The following is a 15812-nucleotide window of genomic DNA, read 5'->3' as shown; positions in this document are numbered from 1 at the left end:
CCCCCTCCCCCGCCGCCACCGGTTTGCTGCCCTGCAGGCTAAACACCCCAAACCGGCCAAAGGCACCGCAGGCGCGATCGCCCCACCGAGCCCCGTGGGCATGGGAGACATCTTCGATCAGGGCAATATTATGGCCCTCTAATACCGCCATCAGCGGCCCCATGGCCGCCGGAATACCCCACAGGTGAACGACAATCACTGCCTTGGTGCGGGGGGTAATGTTGGCCTGTACCGCCATCGGGTTTAGCGTCCACGACTTTTCTTCCACGTCGGCGAATACCGGCACGGCTCCGGCATTGAGAATGGGGTCAATGGAGGCGTGGAAGGTGCAGGACGGCACAATTACCTCATCCCCAGGCCCGACCTGGGCCGCAAACAGGGCCGCTTCGATGGCCGAGGTGCCATTGCATAGCGACAACCCGTAGCTGCGCCCCACCCACCGGGCGTAGCGTTGTTCAAAGGCGGCCACAAAGGGGGGATAGCGGGAGATGTCGCCCCGCCAGATTGCCCTGGCAACGCGGGCGGTCTGGCGAGTGCGGCGGTGGGTGCTGATCCAGGTGCGCTGGAGGGAGTGCATCGTTGCAATGGGTGAAGGGTGAAGAGGGGGAGAGGATGGAGATTATGGGGGGGTAGCTTGGGTGTGTAGTGGCCTTGGAGCCACCTGGGGTTGGTTTTGCCGGTTTGGGATGGCCTGGTCTGGCACTGGGGTAGCACGGGAGGTTTTGGGCAGCACTACGGTTTGCAGGTGGTGGGCCAGGCGCAGGGCCAGGGCAACCAGGGTCAGGGTGGGGTTGGCGTGCCCCCCGGTGGGGAATACCGAGCTACCGGTGATGTAGAGGTTACTCAGGCCGTGGACGCGGCCATCGGGGTCAACCACCGATCGCCGGGGGTGCAGGCCCATGCGGGTGGTGCCCATGTGGTGAGAGGCGTCGGTCAGCCCCGGCCAGTCGGCGGTGGGGTCGAGGTCGGGGGTAACCAACTCGCCCAGCCCCAGCTGTTGTAGGTGGCTGGCTACCAGGCGGTGCAGGTGCAGCAGGTTCTCCTTTTCCTGGGCTGTAATGCGCAGGTCTACCTGAAGTCGGGGGCTGCCCAGGGCGTCGCGATCGCGGCTCAGGCTCACCCGGCTGTCGCGATTGGGGGCATGTTCAAAGTGGTTAAACACTTCAATATGGGGGTAGGGAATGGGCCGGTTCAGGGCGCGGCAGAGAAAATACTCGCCAATTTGGCCCAGGTGAGGGGCCACCTGGCGCAGGTCTTGTCTGCGAATCTGGTGGAGCCGCAGGCGCTTGGCCCGGCTGCACACCCACTGCCAGGTCTGGCGGGCCTCGGGCAGCCCGGAGGGAAACCCCGGCTGCAGCTGGAGGTAGTGGTTGAGGACCTGAGCCTGGCGCTGCTGGGTATCGCCCAGCCTCAGGCCCAGCTGTCCATAGCCTCCGGCGATGGGGGCATAGTCGAGTACGGCGGGCGATCGCAGCAGGTCGGCGCGGGGATAGATCCGCCCCAGCAAGATTTTGGGGTGCTCCATATAGTAGCGGCCTACTACGTCGTAGGGGTTGCCCAGCCCCTGGGGGCAGTGGCGCGATGAGGCCAGCAGCAGGCGAGCATTTTCCCAGCCGCCGCTGGCCAAAATGAACACCCTGGCCCGCACCCGAAAGCGATCGCCCCCCAGGGTTGCCACATGGATTTGTTCAACAGTCGTGCCAGCGGGATTGGGCTCCAGTTCGGTCACATTGGCCTGGAGATAAATATGCAGATTGGGGGCCGCCGCTAGCTGCCGTCGGTAGGCCCGGCCCATTTTGATGGGCGATCGCCCCATCAGCGCTATCTCAGGGACCACAGCCTCACCGTAGAGCCCCTGGGCCAGCGGCCCCAACAGCCTTGACCGCCAGCGCTCAGGGCTGAAGTAGTCGTAGTCGGGCAGCTGCAACACCCTAGCCGCCTGCCGGTAAAAGGGCTCCAGTGCCTGTTTGTCAAAGGGCCAACCGCTGTCGTTCACCCAGTCGCGAACTTCAAAATCAATGGCGTTGAGGGGAATGCAGCGCCCGCCCCAGGTGTTGGTCGAGCCACCAAAATAGCGATTGCGCGACACATAACCCTGCTCCATGCGCAGGGGATGCCCTATGGTGTCGACCTCGTAGAGGGCCTGGGTGGCTCTATCGCTCTGAAGCCCGCCGCTCTCCAGCACGACAATGCTGTAGCGGCTGCCGATCAACTCGCGGGCCAGGGCTAGACCTGCCGCCCCCGCCCCCACAATGCAGACATCTGCCTCGATCGGGGTCTGGGGGGCAACGGTGTGGGCATCCAGAAGCGTCATCGGTTTAAGCTTTAAGAGTTCAGCACATTGGGCAGCCAGAGCCACTGGGCTATCAGCCCAACGCCTGGGGTATCGCCCCAACCGCCGCCGTTAGTCCCAACCCTAGCCCCATCGCTGCCGGGGATCTGGCCAAAGTGCCAACGCCCAATGCCCAGCGATCGGTCAGGGGCTCTGGCAGTGGTTCTGGCAGTGGTTCTGGCAAGGGCTCTGTCAAGGGCTGACTGTGGGGCAACTGGGCGGCATCGGCGCGCCCGAGTTTTCGGCTAGCCGCAGCTGGTTGGCTATCCGGGTGCGTAACTCTGGCCCTACCACAGGTTGATCAATCACCTCGTTGGCACCAGCCTCAAACACTTGCTGAATGGCGCTAATCGTTTTTTGGCCGAGCAGAAACATCACGGGTAGATGCTGCCAGCGCTGCGACTGACGCAGGTGGCGGCACAGGTTCAGGCTGGCTATCGGGTCGAGGTCGTAGCTAAACAGAGCCAACCCAGGCAGATGGGTCACCAAATTAGACAAGACATCGTCGTACTGCCGCAGCCACACCGGGTGCAGCCAGGTCTCGCCGCGCAGCACCGACTGAAGGCCGATCTGATCGGCCTTTGAAGCGACAACAATCAGGCAGGTGGCCTGGGGCAGCGCCAGCAGCTCGGGGTTGAGGGCAGGATTGAGGCGATAGCCTACCCGGTGAATGGTCTTGATGAAGTCGTCAGGAGCGCCGGCCTGGCGCAGTTTTTGGCGCAGTCCTTTGATATGGGTGCGCACCGCCTCCTCATTGGGGTAGTCTTCGGCCGCCCATACCCGGTCGAGCAGGAGCTTGGCGCTAAAGGCGCGATCGCTGTGGCGCAGAAAAAGCTCCAGCATGGCGTACTCCTTTGGAGTCAGCGTGATTTCTTGGCCGCTGTAGGTCACGTGACGACTGCTGGGGTCGAACTGTAGGGCACCCCAGGTAAGCTCGGGCAGGGGCTGGCCCAACCCTCGCCGCAGCAGCGCTTGGACGCGGGCCAACAGCTCTCGGTGATCAAAAGGTTTAACGACGTAGTCGTCGGCCCCGGCATTGAGGGCGACGGCTTTTTGTTCAACATCGTTTTGCCCCGTCAGGAGCAAAATAGGGACTGAGTGGCCCTGCGATCGCAACTGTTGGCACAAATGGACACCGTTAATGTCGGGCAACAGCAGATCTAAGATGACTAGATCGTACTCAAATGACTCCACCATTTCTAGGGCGAGGCGGCCGGTAGGGGCCAGGTCTACGCCATAGCTCTGCTCCGCCAGCAGGAGCTTGAGCGCCTGGGCCACAAACTCATCGTCTTCTACAACTAAAAATCGCATAGCCATCTCCCCAGGAGTGTGCTGGTCAAGGCCGTTAGAGCAACCCAAGCTTGAGCCTTTACTCTCCGCCCCTTCCTGGGGCGAGTAGCCAGTTAAGCCAGTACCTTTAAGGGCTACAAACCATTAGAGCCTAGTGCTAAAGGCAAGGCGATCAAGCGTGAGATGAAGCGTGAAATAAATCAGTTAGGGAGAGAAAAACAAGCTTCCCTGACGCCAGACACTTAAGCAAAAAATCGCGATGCAAACTGCAGAGACTCGCTGTCTCAGGACCAGACCAAACGGAGTAACCCCTCAAGTATCTGCGATCGTTCTGATGACGGACTAAATTAGTTTTTAAGACTTAAATTGAATTAAATCAACCTTTGCAACGTTCTCGTTACATATATGAGAAGTGCTCACGACTTCCTCACGGGGGAGGATCAAGAATAGCCCTAGTGATTCTTCCGTTTAAATCCAAAGCTTGCTCTAGGTCAGCTATTTTTTTGTGCATAAAACAATGATGAAACAACTTTTTCTCAATCTTGCTCAGCTAGGCAAGGGTAATTGGTGGGTAGAAATAATCACCAATACGCCCCAGTGCCTCTACTATTTTGGCCCCTTCTCTAGCTCTCAAGAGGCCGAAGCCATGCGACCTGGTTATGTCGATGACTTGCTTGAAGAGGGCGTTTACACCATACAGGTGATTGTCAAGCAGTGTCACCCAACTCGGCTCACCATCTTTGAAGAAGCTGAAACCGCTGATTTTGTATACAAAGTTTAGGGTCTAGAACTAGCGCATCGGCCCTAAATTATTGGGGCAAATTTTGATCACTTTATCAATATTCTCTGTTCGATAGAATTCATATCTTTTTTAATGCTTTGGAGAATTTTCATGTCGCAGTACACTACAGTTTCCCCAGCCAGTTATGCAACCACCAAGCGAGCCATGAGCGTCGAGCAGTTTGAGCAAGTGGTAACAGCTATTATAGACGGCAAATATTCTTGGGCCTGCGTTTTGATTTTGCGCTACGCGGGCTACAATCCCGCCCACTACCTGCCCTACCGCACCTATAAACGACTTATCAAAGAAAATCGCCTCAAGCCTGCTGAGGCCCAAAGCAACCGATCCAGCGAAACCGTAGTTCGGGCTGAGCCAGTGATGTGCCTGTCGACTCGACAGTAACTGTCTGTGTTTAGCCAGGGTTGAGGCTGGCCCCGGTTTTGCCGGTGGCTAGCCAAACCAGCGATCGCAGGCAGTCTCGCACGGTGCGCAGGGGCGACTCGGGGGCGCGATCGGGGGCCGCCAGCGCTACCGGCGTGACCACAATACCCCGACTGCCAAACACAATGGCGGCAATGGCGCGCGCCCGCCCCATGTGGTAGTCAGAGGTGATTACGTAGACATGGTGAATGCGGCGGGCCGTCAAGTCTGAAACGGTGCAGGTAAAGTTGGTGACAGTGTCGGTGGCGCAGCCATCGTAATGCACAAGGCCCTTGGGTACCGCCGCCTGACGAAAGATAGTTTCATTGAGGGCTTGCCCCTCGGGATTACCCGATACCCAGAGGGGCAAACTGGGGTGCTGCCCCGAGAACTGCGCCGCAAAGCGCACCCGACTGGTTTGGCCTTCTAGGACCAAAATAGCCTGGGGCGTGGGTGCCTGGCGCTGGGTCACCGTCAGCTGCACCGCTAGCCAGCCAGCCAGCACTAGCAGCCCCAGACCTGCCCCCAACACACCGTAAGCCATCCACAAATATCGGCGATGACGACGGTACTTCATAGCGAGCTTTGCCAAAACGACTCCTGGATTCGAACACCTCACCCTCGGTCAACCTAGTACTCGACGGCTGAAATATGCCCACCATTCCAAATTGCTTGGCTCCCTAGCTCCCCTGCTCCCTAGCCCCCGGAGAATAGTATCTAAACTTGCGCTGCAGAGTACTCGTAGTGCGGTATCAGTGTGGTGACTATTGCTAATCGCGGGGGGGCTAGGGAGCCAAGCGAGACCAAACAATAGGTATATTTCAACCTTCGGGTACTAGCAACAGCTACTCAGCCTGAGAGGTAAAGGAATCCAGATAATCATTGATATGACGCTCCATCCAGTTTTGGTACAGCTGCTGGAGAATGCGGCTTTGCAACGCAGGGGTTAAATCAGGATAAATTAAATCGTCTATCCAAAACAGCTCATAGAATTGATTAGCAGCCTTGAACGGCCCCACTAGTTCGCCGACTCGGGCCGTTGATAGCACTTCAGCTAAATCTGACGGCAGATCATGCCGCAAAATTGTGCCCTCATAACCGCAGCTAAGGCGGCGACTTTCGTCAATATCGTAGACGTGGGCTGCCTCAAAAAAGCTGATTTCCTCTTCTTCAATTTGGTAAAAAATTTCTCGGGCCAGATGTTCATAGGGCACCACAATTTTATAGAGTACCAGTTGGTCAAAACTGTGGCGATCTTGGGAGAATACGGACTCAACCCGATCGACAAAAAGACTGCGCATGACCTTTTCGGTGAGCAGGTTAGAGCGCAGCATTTGCTTGAGATCGCTTAGGGTGGCACCACAATCGCTGAGCCAGTCTACAAAACCAGTGGGGTTGTCAAACGTTTTTTCGTAGCGAATATTTTCAACTTCCGTCTCTATTTCTGGCAGGGTAACGGTTATGCCATATTCTAGGGCAACCTGATGGATAATCTTTTGTTCGACAATCGCTTGATAAATCTCTGGCAAACGAAGATTTTGGCGAAGAAAGTCAACAACTTCTTGAGCGTCAAGAGATAGATCGGCTAAATTGGCCATAGATCTTGTTCCCCGCAGTCAGCCTGTTGCTCATCTGCATTACTAATGTCATTAAAGCAGCCACAGGCTCGAAGAATTGTCTGAAGTCTGCTTGGAATTAGATGCTGCTGAGCAGTATAGTCAGAAGCTTTTAGATTATACTGCCATCTTGCCAGCGGTGACCTTCTCCCCAAAGACTGAGCTGCGATTTATCTTTATCTCCGCCTCATGATAATAGCGACATTTTATCTTGTTTTTTAATTTATTCTGATAGCCAAAGTCTTGATAATTGATAGGCTTGGGGGGAGCATGATAAAGTTCTCTACGGCCTAAAGTTAGCGTCATGAATGCCCCTCCATCGTGCCAGCTTAGACGCGTATTACTTACTCCTAAACATAAGTTTAGTCACCCTGTCATCGGCGTGAAAACAGCACCCCAAGACTTGGTTTCGATACCCCTGATTAAAACACTGCTGGTACAGATTGAGTCGGCTCAACACTATCAATTTGATCTAGGTGACGATATTATGGCTTGCTCGCCCGATCAGGCGAGTAGTCGCCCACCGAGTGAGGCTGACGATCTTTTTTTGATTGTGTCTGGCACGGTGCGTCTACTGACCCACAATGAAGGCTTACAAAAAACCGTCTCAGTGGCCTGCCTGGGGCCGGGCGAAGCCTTTGGCTGCGATCGCACCTTTTGCGGGCATCCACTCCCCTACTGGGCAAAGGCCGCCGCTTCCTGTCAGCTGGTGCGGTTGCCCAATCGGGCAGTAGAGCGAGCGTTAAGTCAGTGGCCCCTGGTGCTGAGTCATTTGCAGCGGCAAACGCAGCGGCGATCGCAGCTGGCCTTTTTCAAGCAGTACACCCCTCTAGGCGCGTTGCCCAGCAAGGTTCTCAGCGGTCGGCTGCTGCCGCAACTAGTCGAGCAGCCTCTACAAGCAGGCAGCACCCTGGGCCAGTATCCCCTCATTGCCGACGAGTACCTTTGGCTACGCCATGGATGCCTGCTCAACCCAGCCGCCCCCAACGCGTCTTCTCAGGTAGGCGACGGTTGGCTCTATGCGCCCCGCCAAGGCAACTGGACCTGCCAAACCAGTGGGCTACTCTACCGGCTAGCCCTCCACACTCCCGAATTAAACGCCATTAAACAGCTGCTGTAGATGAACCGTCACAGCAGCAGGAAAACCAGGGGGTCTCTGCTGAAATGTGGTTAAGAGGGCGTTTGAAAAGTGGGTCGCTGTAGCTTTAGTCACCGGTCGATCCCCCCTGCCCCCCTTAAAAAGGGGGGTTAAAAGTCCCCCTTTTTAAGGGGGATTTAGGGGGATCTCCACTTTCGCTACAAGAAGTAGGACTTTTCAAACATCCTCTAAGCAGCATTCTTATATTTAGAACAGGAAGAAGAACGGAAAGATTTTGCCAATGGTTTCGAGCACTCCATTGAAGGAGTCCGAGAACTGGGCGGTGCCCGAGCGGTTCACTATGATCACATCGTTGGTGTAGAGAATCGGGTTGGTGTCTTCGTTGATGCCCTGGGTAAAGTCGACCGCCACCTCCCGCTGGGAGACGCTGCCGTCAAGGTTGAGCCGCACCAGCTGCACAGACCCAGTCTGGGCGCGGCTGTTATCAAACCCGCCCGCCGCCAGCAGCGCCTGGTTGAGGGGCATGTTGGGGGGCACTTCTACCGTACCGGGGCGCGGCACCTCGCCCACCACGTTGACCTGAATCACCGCCGGGGAGAAGCTGGCCGACGCCAAACTGCGGGCTTCGGCGGGGGCAATGGCGGTGGTGGCTGGGACCCAAATGCTGTCGCCGTCGCGCAGGGCAATATCTTGGCTGAGATCGCCGGTTTGGAGTAAAGCCCACAGGTCAAGATTGAGCGTGCTGGCGGTGTCAACCGACTGCTGCCGCTCGACCTGCACCTGGCGCACATTGGCAAACTGGGTAATGCCCCCGGCCTGCTGGAGGGCCTGGGTGACGGTGGGCCAGCGGGCGTCGGGGTCGCTGCCGGGGGCCTCGGTAAACGACACCACGTAGGAGCCGGGCCGATTGACGGCCCCCGCCACGCTCACCCGCAGGGGGCGCGGGCTGGTCAAGGTCACCGTCACCAGCGGGTCGTAGAGGTAGCGATTGTAGGCGGCGGCGATCGCCCCTGCGGCCTGGGGCAAGGTCAGGCCTTGCACCGCAACCCCGCCCACCCAGTTGAGGTTGACCGAGCCGTCGATCAGCACCTGCCGTTCGCCGCTGTGCTCGGGTACATCGAAGATGTCGACCAAGACGCGATCGCCCGGCCCCAGCAGATAGGTCTCGGTGTCAACAGCGGCGGCAGGGGCAACAGCCTGGTGTTCTGGCTCTGGGGTGACGGGCGAGGCCAGTACCCCGCCACCGCTTACCACCAGACCCAGCACGAGCGGGACAGCGCTGATGGACCAGCGCTGGTAATGGCCAGTTGACAGGATGTTCATGGGCAGAGATCTCCTGGGTGAATCGAGTTTATGGCGGTAATAGTCTGGTATCGGCGAGGCTACCTCAAGCCGTTTTGTCATAGCCAACCGCCAGCACCGGCACCGGGCGCTTCTCCACGGCGGGCCAGGGTGATGGCTTGGCCACGGGCTCGATAACGGGCTCGATAACGGGCTCGATAACGGGCTTGGTAATGGGCTTGGTAACGGGCTCGGCAACGGGCTTGACCGGGGCGGCCACCAGAGGCTGGTATTGGGGTTTGAAGCCGGGCACCAGCTGCTCTAGCAAAAAACTGATCTCCGCCGGGTCGTGGCGCAGGGCAGCCCGGCTAAGGGCGCGCACCAGGCGATCGAGCTGGGTGGGCACAATGCCGCTGGCGTTGGTGACGACAAACAGCTTTTTGTGGCGGGTGGCGGTGTACTGTTCACCGCCAATAAACAGCTCTTCGTAGAGCTTTTCCCCCGGCCTGAGGCCGGTGAAGACAATGTGCATGGTCTTGCCCAGCTCGTAGCCCGACAGGCGAATCAACTCCTTGGCCAGGTCGACAATTTTGACCGGCTGGCCCATGTCGAGCATGAAAATCTCGCCCCCCTGGCCCATGGTGGCGGCCTGGAGCACCAGCTGCACCGCCTCGGGAATAGTCATAAAGTAACGGCAAATGTCGGGATGGGTGACGGTGATCGGGCCGCCCTCGGCAATCTGGCGCTTAAAGGTGGGCACCACGCTGCCCCGGCTGCCCAGCACATTGCCGAAGCGCACCACCTCGTAGTGGCGATCGCTCTGGTGGGTGGCCTGCAGCACCAGCATTTCGGCCACCCGCTTGCTGGCTCCCATGATATTGGTGGGGTTGACCGCCTTGTCGGTGGAGATCATGACAAAGTGCTCGACCTGATAGCGCTGGGCCAGGGTGACCAGGTTTTGGGTCCCGAGAATGTTGTTGGTGACGGCCTCAGCGGCGTTAGATTCCATCATTGGCACGTGCTTATGGGCGGCGGCGTGGAACACCATCTGGGGCTGAAACTGCCTGAAACCGTGATCTAGGCGGTGGCGAAAGCGAATATCGGCAATAAAGGGGGAAATTTTGGGGCGATCGCAGATCGTCTGGGCCATCTTTTCGAGTTCTTGCTGAATATTGAAGATGGAGTTTTCGCCGTGGCCGACCAAGATCAACTCCTCGGGGTGGCACTGGAGCAGCTGGCGACACAGCTCACTGCCAATGGAGCCACCGGCCCCGGTGACCAGCACCCGCTTGCCGCGTACCAGGTTGGCAACTTGCTCGACCTCCATTTGCACGGGGTCGCGGCGCAGCAGGTCTTCAATCTGCACATCGCGCACCCGCCCCAAAGAAACGCGACCGTTCAAAATTTCGTGAATACCCGGCAGGGTGCTGGTCTGCACGCCCGCCCGCTGGCAGATCTCAACGGTTTCGCGAATCACATTGCCTGAAACCGTGGGCATGGCGATGATCACCCGGCGAATGTGCAGCGATCGCACCAGATCTGGGATCTGGCTGCGGTTGCCCGCCACCGGCAGCTTGCGAATGCGCAAGTGTAGTTTGGCCGGATCATCATCGACAAAGGCGACGGGGCGCAGACCCAAAGACGGGTTGCGCTGCATTTCCTGCACTAGCGATACCCCGGCGCTGCCCGCACCCACTACCAACACGCGATCGCGGCGAAAGAACGTGCGCCGCGACTGGCTCAGCCGTTCGAGGGCGCGAATTCTAAACCGCAGCGCCCCCACCAGCAAAAAGCCCAAAATGGCGTCGAGCAGGGGCAGCGATCGCGGCAAGCCAGCCAGCCAGATGGGGGAAACCGCAGCGAAGGCTAAGGTTTGCAGCGCGATCGCCGCCATCATCATCAGAGCGAGTTGCTGGAGTTCGTCAACACTGGCGTAGCGCCAGCAGCGTCGGTAGCCGCCAAACAAACCGAGCACGCCCAGCTTAATTAGCAAAAATACCAGGGTAAACCAGACTAGTTGGGGATAGTAAACCTGAAAGTTAATCGCTCCATCTAGCCGCAGACCGAGAGCGAGTAGCGGAGACGCCAGAAAAATTGCTATATCGGCCAGCAAAACATGGCGATTTCTGAGATGAGGCAGTTGGCCCTTACGCTTAAATAGCATTTTAAAGATTCTCCTGAGACGTGCTCTAAAAATCGGTAGGCTAACCGGGCAGATGCGAAGAATTGGTTTAACCCCGGCTTCTTGTTTTAGCGCTTGAGATGTGGCTTCAAGCTCCGCTAGGCAGGAAGGATCTATTTATTTCAGTGAAAAAATTTCTTGAGCCAAAAATATCTAAAGGCTCCTTAGCTAGAAACTAGTACTCGCCGGTTGAAATATGCCCACCATTCCGAATGGCTTGGCTCCCTAGCTCCCCTGCTCCCTAGCCCCCGCAGAATAGGATCTAAACTTACGCCGCAGAGTACTAGCCAGGGTGTTTTTGAATGAATTTTGAAACAGTAATCATGAGATCAAAACGATCTGCTTCGATCAGTCTGTTCAATTAAAACGGCTCAATGAGCCATCTAAAGACAGCTATTTTGTAGGATCTTTGAAGTAAAACTACAGGGTGACGACGGCTACAGGCCAAGCACACCGCGTAGAACAATGCTGGTTGACTGACGAAACTCTTGAAACCCTCATTCTGTAGTAGGTTGGGTTAGCGACAGCGTAACCCAACGAAACCGTTGCTGGTATCGGGTTTCGTTACCTCAACCCAACCTACGAAGGAAACTTTTGTCAGTCAGTGAACAATGGCGCACTCTAAAATTGTGAGAGTCTTCGAACCCTGAAGACTTTCTAATTGAATTGGGCAATGCCGAACAGAATTAATTGTTGAATTTCTAAAGTATCATAGGTAAGTTTTTGGCTCGTTTCTTGCCAGATTGCCACTGGAGAAAGGTTGATGATTGAGCTAAAAACCAACTGTGAAGATTTAATGAAATATCATGCAAGAGTCGAAAAATAAGTTTTTGCCAAACTCCCAGCTTTGGGCAATTTGGCCTTTTTTTGGACCTCGTGCAAAGATAAAACAGCCGATAGAGACCTTTACTCAGCTGAACCCGCCACGGCAGTTTGTGCAGTGGTACCAACGCTACTACGGGTGGGCGGCTAACCCAGCCCAGCGTGAAGCTGTAACCCCATCGGTCTAGGCAATGTGGCACTCTTTTTGCGATCGCCTTTGCTACGGTAAGTTCAATTATCTCATTGCTGAATCATCGCTTGAATTTGGGGAAGAAAGTCAGCTAAGTAGCTAGGCTAAAAAATACTTCTTAAAGATTTCTGTAAATCCCTAAAGTTTGAACCTTAGTCAAGCCATCAACCTCAGTTATGTCGTAACCGTCCCCTGGGCGGAGTCGTTGGCAGAGCCGCCCCAGAGGGCTAGGGGATATATCGGGGGAATTTTAGCTTTCTCGCTGCACGAACGACTCCGCTCAGCCAGCGCAGTCCTAGGGACGCTTTCGTTATGTCAGGGGCATTATCTCCCATCCGCCCAACGTCCACTCACCCGCTCCCCCTCTATTGCCATGAACACAAAACAGTACTGGTTGATGCTTAAACGCCGCTGGTTGCCGGCCACGGTGGTATTTGTCGGCGTGATGGCTGGCACTGCGGCCACCCTGGCCCTACAGCCCGAGATTTACCAAGCCGAGGGCAAAATTCGCTTTACCGGTGCCGATAAAGCAGCGACGCTGACCGGAGTAGGGGCCGGGGTTGGTGGGTTTGACCCCATCGTAGAGTCCAACAACCCCATCACTACCGAGATGGAAGCGATTCGCTCAGCGTTGATTTTAGAGGCTGCCGTTGAGCAGGTGAATGCCATCGCCCCCGACGACCAGCCGCCGCTCAGTCGAGGCGAGCTTAAGCGCAGTCTCAAGCTCACCAGCCCGCGCGGCACCGACATTTTGCTGCTGGCCTACCGCAGCGAGAACCCCGATCTGGCCCAGACTATGGTGAATACGGTGATGGCGGTCTATCTCGACCAGCACATTCAAGACAACCGGGCCGAGACCGTAGCCGCCCGAGAGTTTCTAGAGCGCGAGCTGCCCGGTGCCGAGGCGCGGGTGCAAGCGGCAGAGACCGAACTGCGCCGCTTTCAGGAGGCCCACCAGGTAGCATCTCTAGAGGAAGAAAAGGGAGCGATGGTGATTGCCCGTGAAGAGCTGCGCCGCCGGATTGCCGAGGTCAACTCAGAGCTAGCCGATGCCAGCGCTCAAGCCCAAACCTTTAGCCAGCAGCTGGCGATGTCGCCACCGGAGGCGATCGCCCTGACCTCCCTAAGTCAATCACCGGGAGTACAAGATGTGCTCACCCAGTTTCAGGCGGTGGAGGCACAGCTGGCCGTAGAGCGGGTGCGCTATCGCGATACCAGCCCGGTGGTCTCGACCCTGCTCACTCGCCGTGCCAACCTCGAAACCCTGCTGGATGAGCGGGTCAGTGAAGCGCTCAATGGCTTGCCCGCCCCGCCCAAAGGCCAGCTGCAAGGGGGTGACCTCAAAGCTGCCCTAGCGGGAGATCTGGCCCGCACCGAGGCCAAACGCCAGGGCCTGGCTCAGCAGGTGAATGCCCTAGCAACGGCACAAAATGCTTACACCCAGCGGGCGGCCCAGCTGCCGTTTTTAGAGCAAGAACAGCGGGAGCTAATGCGGCGGCTAGAGGCGGCCCAGTCAACCTATTCGCTGCTGCTGGGGCGGCTGCATGAGGCTCGCGTTAGCGAAAACCAGAACGTGGGCAACGCCCGCATTCTGCAGCCAGCGACGGTGCTCGACAAGCCAGTCGCCCCGCGCCAGGGGTCGTTTTTAGCCACAGGGATGCTGCTGGCGCTGGGCCTAGCGGGGTTGACGGCTCTGGGGTTAGAATCGCGCGATCGCAAGATCAAAACCGCTACCGAAGCCAAAGACCTGTTTAGCCTCACCCTGCTGGGCATGATTCCTGACCATCGCTGGGGCCACCCGCTGCCCAACGGCGACCGAGGGGAAGTCGTCGTTGAACAGGTTCCCAGCGGTGCGATCGCCGAAGCCTACCGGATGCTGCAAGCTAACCTCAGGTTTCTCAGCTCTGACCGCGCCATTAAGACCATTGTGATGACCAGCTCGGTAATCGGCGAAGGCAAGTCGATTGTGTCGGCCAACCTAGCTATGGCTCGCGCCCAGACTGGCCAGCGGGTGCTGCTGATCGACGCCGACATGCGCTGCCCCCGCCAGCACCAGATCTGGAATGTGGTCAACGACCAGGGCCTCAGCAACCTACTGGTCGAGCAGCGGCCTGCCCAGGAAATGATTAAAACCCCCGTTGAGCACCTTGACCTGCTTACCGCTGGGGTAATTCCCCCTAACCCGGCGGTGCTGATTGACTCCCAGCGAATGGTGGCGGTGCTAGAGCAGCTGGCCCAGACCTACGACTTTATTGTGATCGACACCCCCGCCCTCAACATCGGTGTTGATGCTTTGGCCCTAGGGCAAATGGCCGATGGTGTGGTGCTGGTCACCCGTCCTGGCGTGGTCGATATCGACAGCGCCACCATGGCCAACGAGCGCCTGGTGCAGTCGAGGCTGCCGGTACTGGGTCAGGTGATCAACGGCATTTTGCCCCGCCACGAGCCCCACAGCTACTTTTACTACGGTACCTACGGCGATCGCAGTGGGTCGCCCCCGCGAGCAACGGTAGGCAGCCAGCGGGGGCAAGTCTAACCTATGCTAAACCGGGTTTCAAAACTCTACGGCGGCTTTGACAGCGAAGTGCGCCAGGTGCTGAGCAACACCAGCTGGCTGTTTGGGGGGCGCAGCGCTCGCCTGCTAGTGAGCCTGCTGGTGAGCACCTGGGTGGCCCGCTACCTCAAGCCCGAAGGGTTTGGTAATTTACAGTATGCCCTGGCCTTTGTCAGCTTTTTTTCGCCGCTCTCGACGGTGCAGATGGGGCCAATTATTACCCGCGACCTGGTGCGCCAGCCAGTCGAGGCAGGGGAAATTTTAGGCACTGCCGTGGGGGTGCAGGTCGTGGGCGGATTGGCGGCGATCGCCCTCAGCATTTTGGGCATGGTGTGGCTGGCCCCCGATCAGCCCTTGGCGCAGCTGCTGGTGGCGATCGTCGCCCTCAAGTATCTGTTCAATTCGCTGCAGCCGATCGAGAACTGGTTTGAGGCCCAGGTTGCCTCAAAATACGCCGTGCTGGCGGAGCAGGGGGCGTTTTTGCTGGTAGTAGCCCTGAAGATCGCCCTGGTGCTCAATCGGGCACCCGTCACCACCTTCGCTGCCATTATCGCCCTCGAAGCGCTATTCTACGCCGCTGGGCTGCTGCTGTTTTACCATCGCCAGGGCCAGCGGGTGAGCAACTGGCGTGCTAGCTACCAGCGGGCGGGCTACCTGCTCAAAGAGTCGTATCCGCTGGTGCTGTCGTCTACCGCCTGCGTACTGTACATCAGCATCGACCAGGTAATGCTGGGGCAGATGCTGGACAGTACTGCCGTCGGCCTCTACGCCAGCGCGTCTACCCTTTCAGAAGCGACCTCATTTTTGCCCATCATCGTCTGCTCGTCACTGTTTCCCGGCCTTGTCAAAGCCCAGGGGCAGCTGAGCGGCGGCTACCGTCGCCGGTTGCAGCAGCTCTACGACCTCAACACCCTGATCGCCTACGGCCTGATTGCGGTGCTGATTCCCCTGTCGGGGGTGCTGATTTTAGGCCTCTATGGTCCGGCCTACCGGGCCGCTCTGCCCATTTTTGCCGTGCATATTTGGAGCACACTATTCGCCTTTCTTGGCATCGCCCAGAGCAAATGGATTGTGGCTGAAGGGCTACAAATTTATAACCTCTACTCGCGCTTAGCAGGCCTGGTCTCCAACATTTTGCTCAACCTGTGGCTGATTCCGATCGGGGGCGGCATGGGGGCTGCGGTAGCCACGCTGATCTCCTACGCGATCGGCGGCTACCTATTTTTCTGGCTGATTCCCCCCACC

Annotated in this window: 14 protein-coding genes; 5 read left to right on the top strand and 9 right to left on the bottom strand. The window is 57.6% G+C overall.

From position 1 onward, the window contains the following. The 4 genes from IQ273_RS19950 to IQ273_RS19935 form a co-directional block, all read right to left on the bottom strand. Positions 1-577, bottom strand: a 577-nt coding sequence (locus IQ273_RS19950; RefSeq protein WP_194024916.1) for a DegT/DnrJ/EryC1/StrS aminotransferase family protein, incomplete at its 3' end; no start/stop codon positions are given. Positions 578-619: 42 nt separating this feature from the next. Then, positions 620-2314, bottom strand: a complete 1695-nt coding sequence (locus IQ273_RS19945) for an FAD-dependent oxidoreductase (protein WP_194024915.1) — start codon at positions 2312-2314, stop codon at positions 620-622. Between the two features lie 52 nt (positions 2315-2366). Next, entirely contained in the window at positions 2367-2528 is a 162-nt protein-coding gene (locus IQ273_RS19940; RefSeq protein WP_194024914.1) for a hypothetical protein, read from the bottom strand. Then, a complete protein-coding gene (locus tag IQ273_RS19935; protein WP_194024913.1) occupies positions 2525-3643 on the bottom strand; it encodes a response regulator in 1119 nt (372 codons plus the stop codon). Before IQ273_RS19935 ends, IQ273_RS19940 begins: the two co-directional genes overlap by 4 nt. A gap of 499 nt (positions 3644-4142) precedes the next feature. Here IQ273_RS19935 and IQ273_RS19930 point away from each other — a divergent pair, with 499 nt between their 5' ends. Together IQ273_RS19930 and IQ273_RS19925 are read left to right on the top strand one after the other, a co-directional pair. Beyond that, a complete protein-coding gene (locus IQ273_RS19930; protein WP_228053427.1) occupies positions 4143-4403 on the top strand; it encodes a DUF1816 domain-containing protein in 261 nt (86 codons plus the stop codon). A gap of 111 nt (positions 4404-4514) precedes the next feature. Beyond that, a complete protein-coding gene (locus IQ273_RS19925; protein WP_194024911.1) occupies positions 4515-4805 on the top strand; it encodes a HetP family heterocyst commitment protein in 291 nt (96 codons plus the stop codon). 10 nt (positions 4806-4815) lie between these two features. On the opposite strand, the gene IQ273_RS19920 is transcribed toward IQ273_RS19925, so the two are convergent. The 3 genes from IQ273_RS19920 to IQ273_RS19910 all read right to left on the bottom strand — a co-directional run bounded on the left by IQ273_RS19920 (position 4816) and on the right by IQ273_RS19910 (position 6745). Continuing rightward, positions 4816-5415: a YdcF family protein gene (locus tag IQ273_RS19920; protein WP_194024910.1), complete on the bottom strand. Its 600-nt coding sequence runs from the start codon at positions 5413-5415 to the stop codon at positions 4816-4818. Between the two features lie 253 nt (positions 5416-5668). Beyond that, positions 5669-6421: a peptidylprolyl isomerase gene (locus IQ273_RS19915; protein WP_194024909.1), complete on the bottom strand. Its 753-nt coding sequence runs from the start codon at positions 6419-6421 to the stop codon at positions 5669-5671. Between the two features lie 135 nt (positions 6422-6556). Further along, positions 6557-6745 carry a hypothetical protein gene (locus IQ273_RS19910; RefSeq protein ID WP_194024908.1) on the bottom strand — a complete coding sequence of 63 codons (189 nt, stop codon included), beginning with the start codon at positions 6743-6745 and terminating at the stop codon, positions 6557-6559. A gap of 76 nt (positions 6746-6821) precedes the next feature. On the opposite strand from IQ273_RS19910, the gene IQ273_RS19905 reads away from it, so the two are divergent. Continuing rightward, the gene (locus IQ273_RS19905) at positions 6822-7559 is read left to right on the top strand and encodes a cyclic nucleotide-binding domain-containing protein (RefSeq protein WP_194024907.1); all 738 of its coding nucleotides are present in this window, start codon (positions 6822-6824) and stop codon (positions 7557-7559) included. Positions 7560-7784: 225 nt separating this feature from the next. On the opposite strand, the gene IQ273_RS19900 is transcribed toward IQ273_RS19905, so the two are convergent. Then, positions 7785-8861: an SLBB domain-containing protein gene (locus tag IQ273_RS19900; protein WP_194024906.1), complete on the bottom strand. Its 1077-nt coding sequence runs from the start codon at positions 8859-8861 to the stop codon at positions 7785-7787. A gap of 64 nt (positions 8862-8925) precedes the next feature. After that, positions 8926-10983, bottom strand: a complete 2058-nt coding sequence (locus tag IQ273_RS19895) for a polysaccharide biosynthesis protein (protein ID WP_194024905.1) — start codon at positions 10981-10983, stop codon at positions 8926-8928. A 1403-nt stretch (positions 10984-12386) separates the two neighbouring features. Between IQ273_RS19895 and IQ273_RS19890 the strand changes: the two genes are divergently transcribed. After that, positions 12387-14549, top strand: a complete 2163-nt coding sequence (locus IQ273_RS19890) for a polysaccharide biosynthesis tyrosine autokinase (protein ID WP_194024904.1) — start codon at positions 12387-12389, stop codon at positions 14547-14549. Positions 14550-14552: 3 nt separating this feature from the next. Beyond that, positions 14553-15812: flippase (locus tag IQ273_RS19885; RefSeq protein ID WP_194024903.1), on the top strand; the 1260-nt coding region annotated here is incomplete at its 3' end.

This window comes from Nodosilinea sp. LEGE 07298 (assembly GCF_015207265.1).
In the GTDB taxonomy this organism is placed as follows: Bacteria; Cyanobacteriota; Cyanobacteriia; order Phormidesmidales; family Phormidesmidaceae; genus Nodosilinea.
The sequence above is the reverse complement of the archived record's forward strand: the minus strand, read 5'-3'. Positions and strand labels throughout refer to the sequence as shown.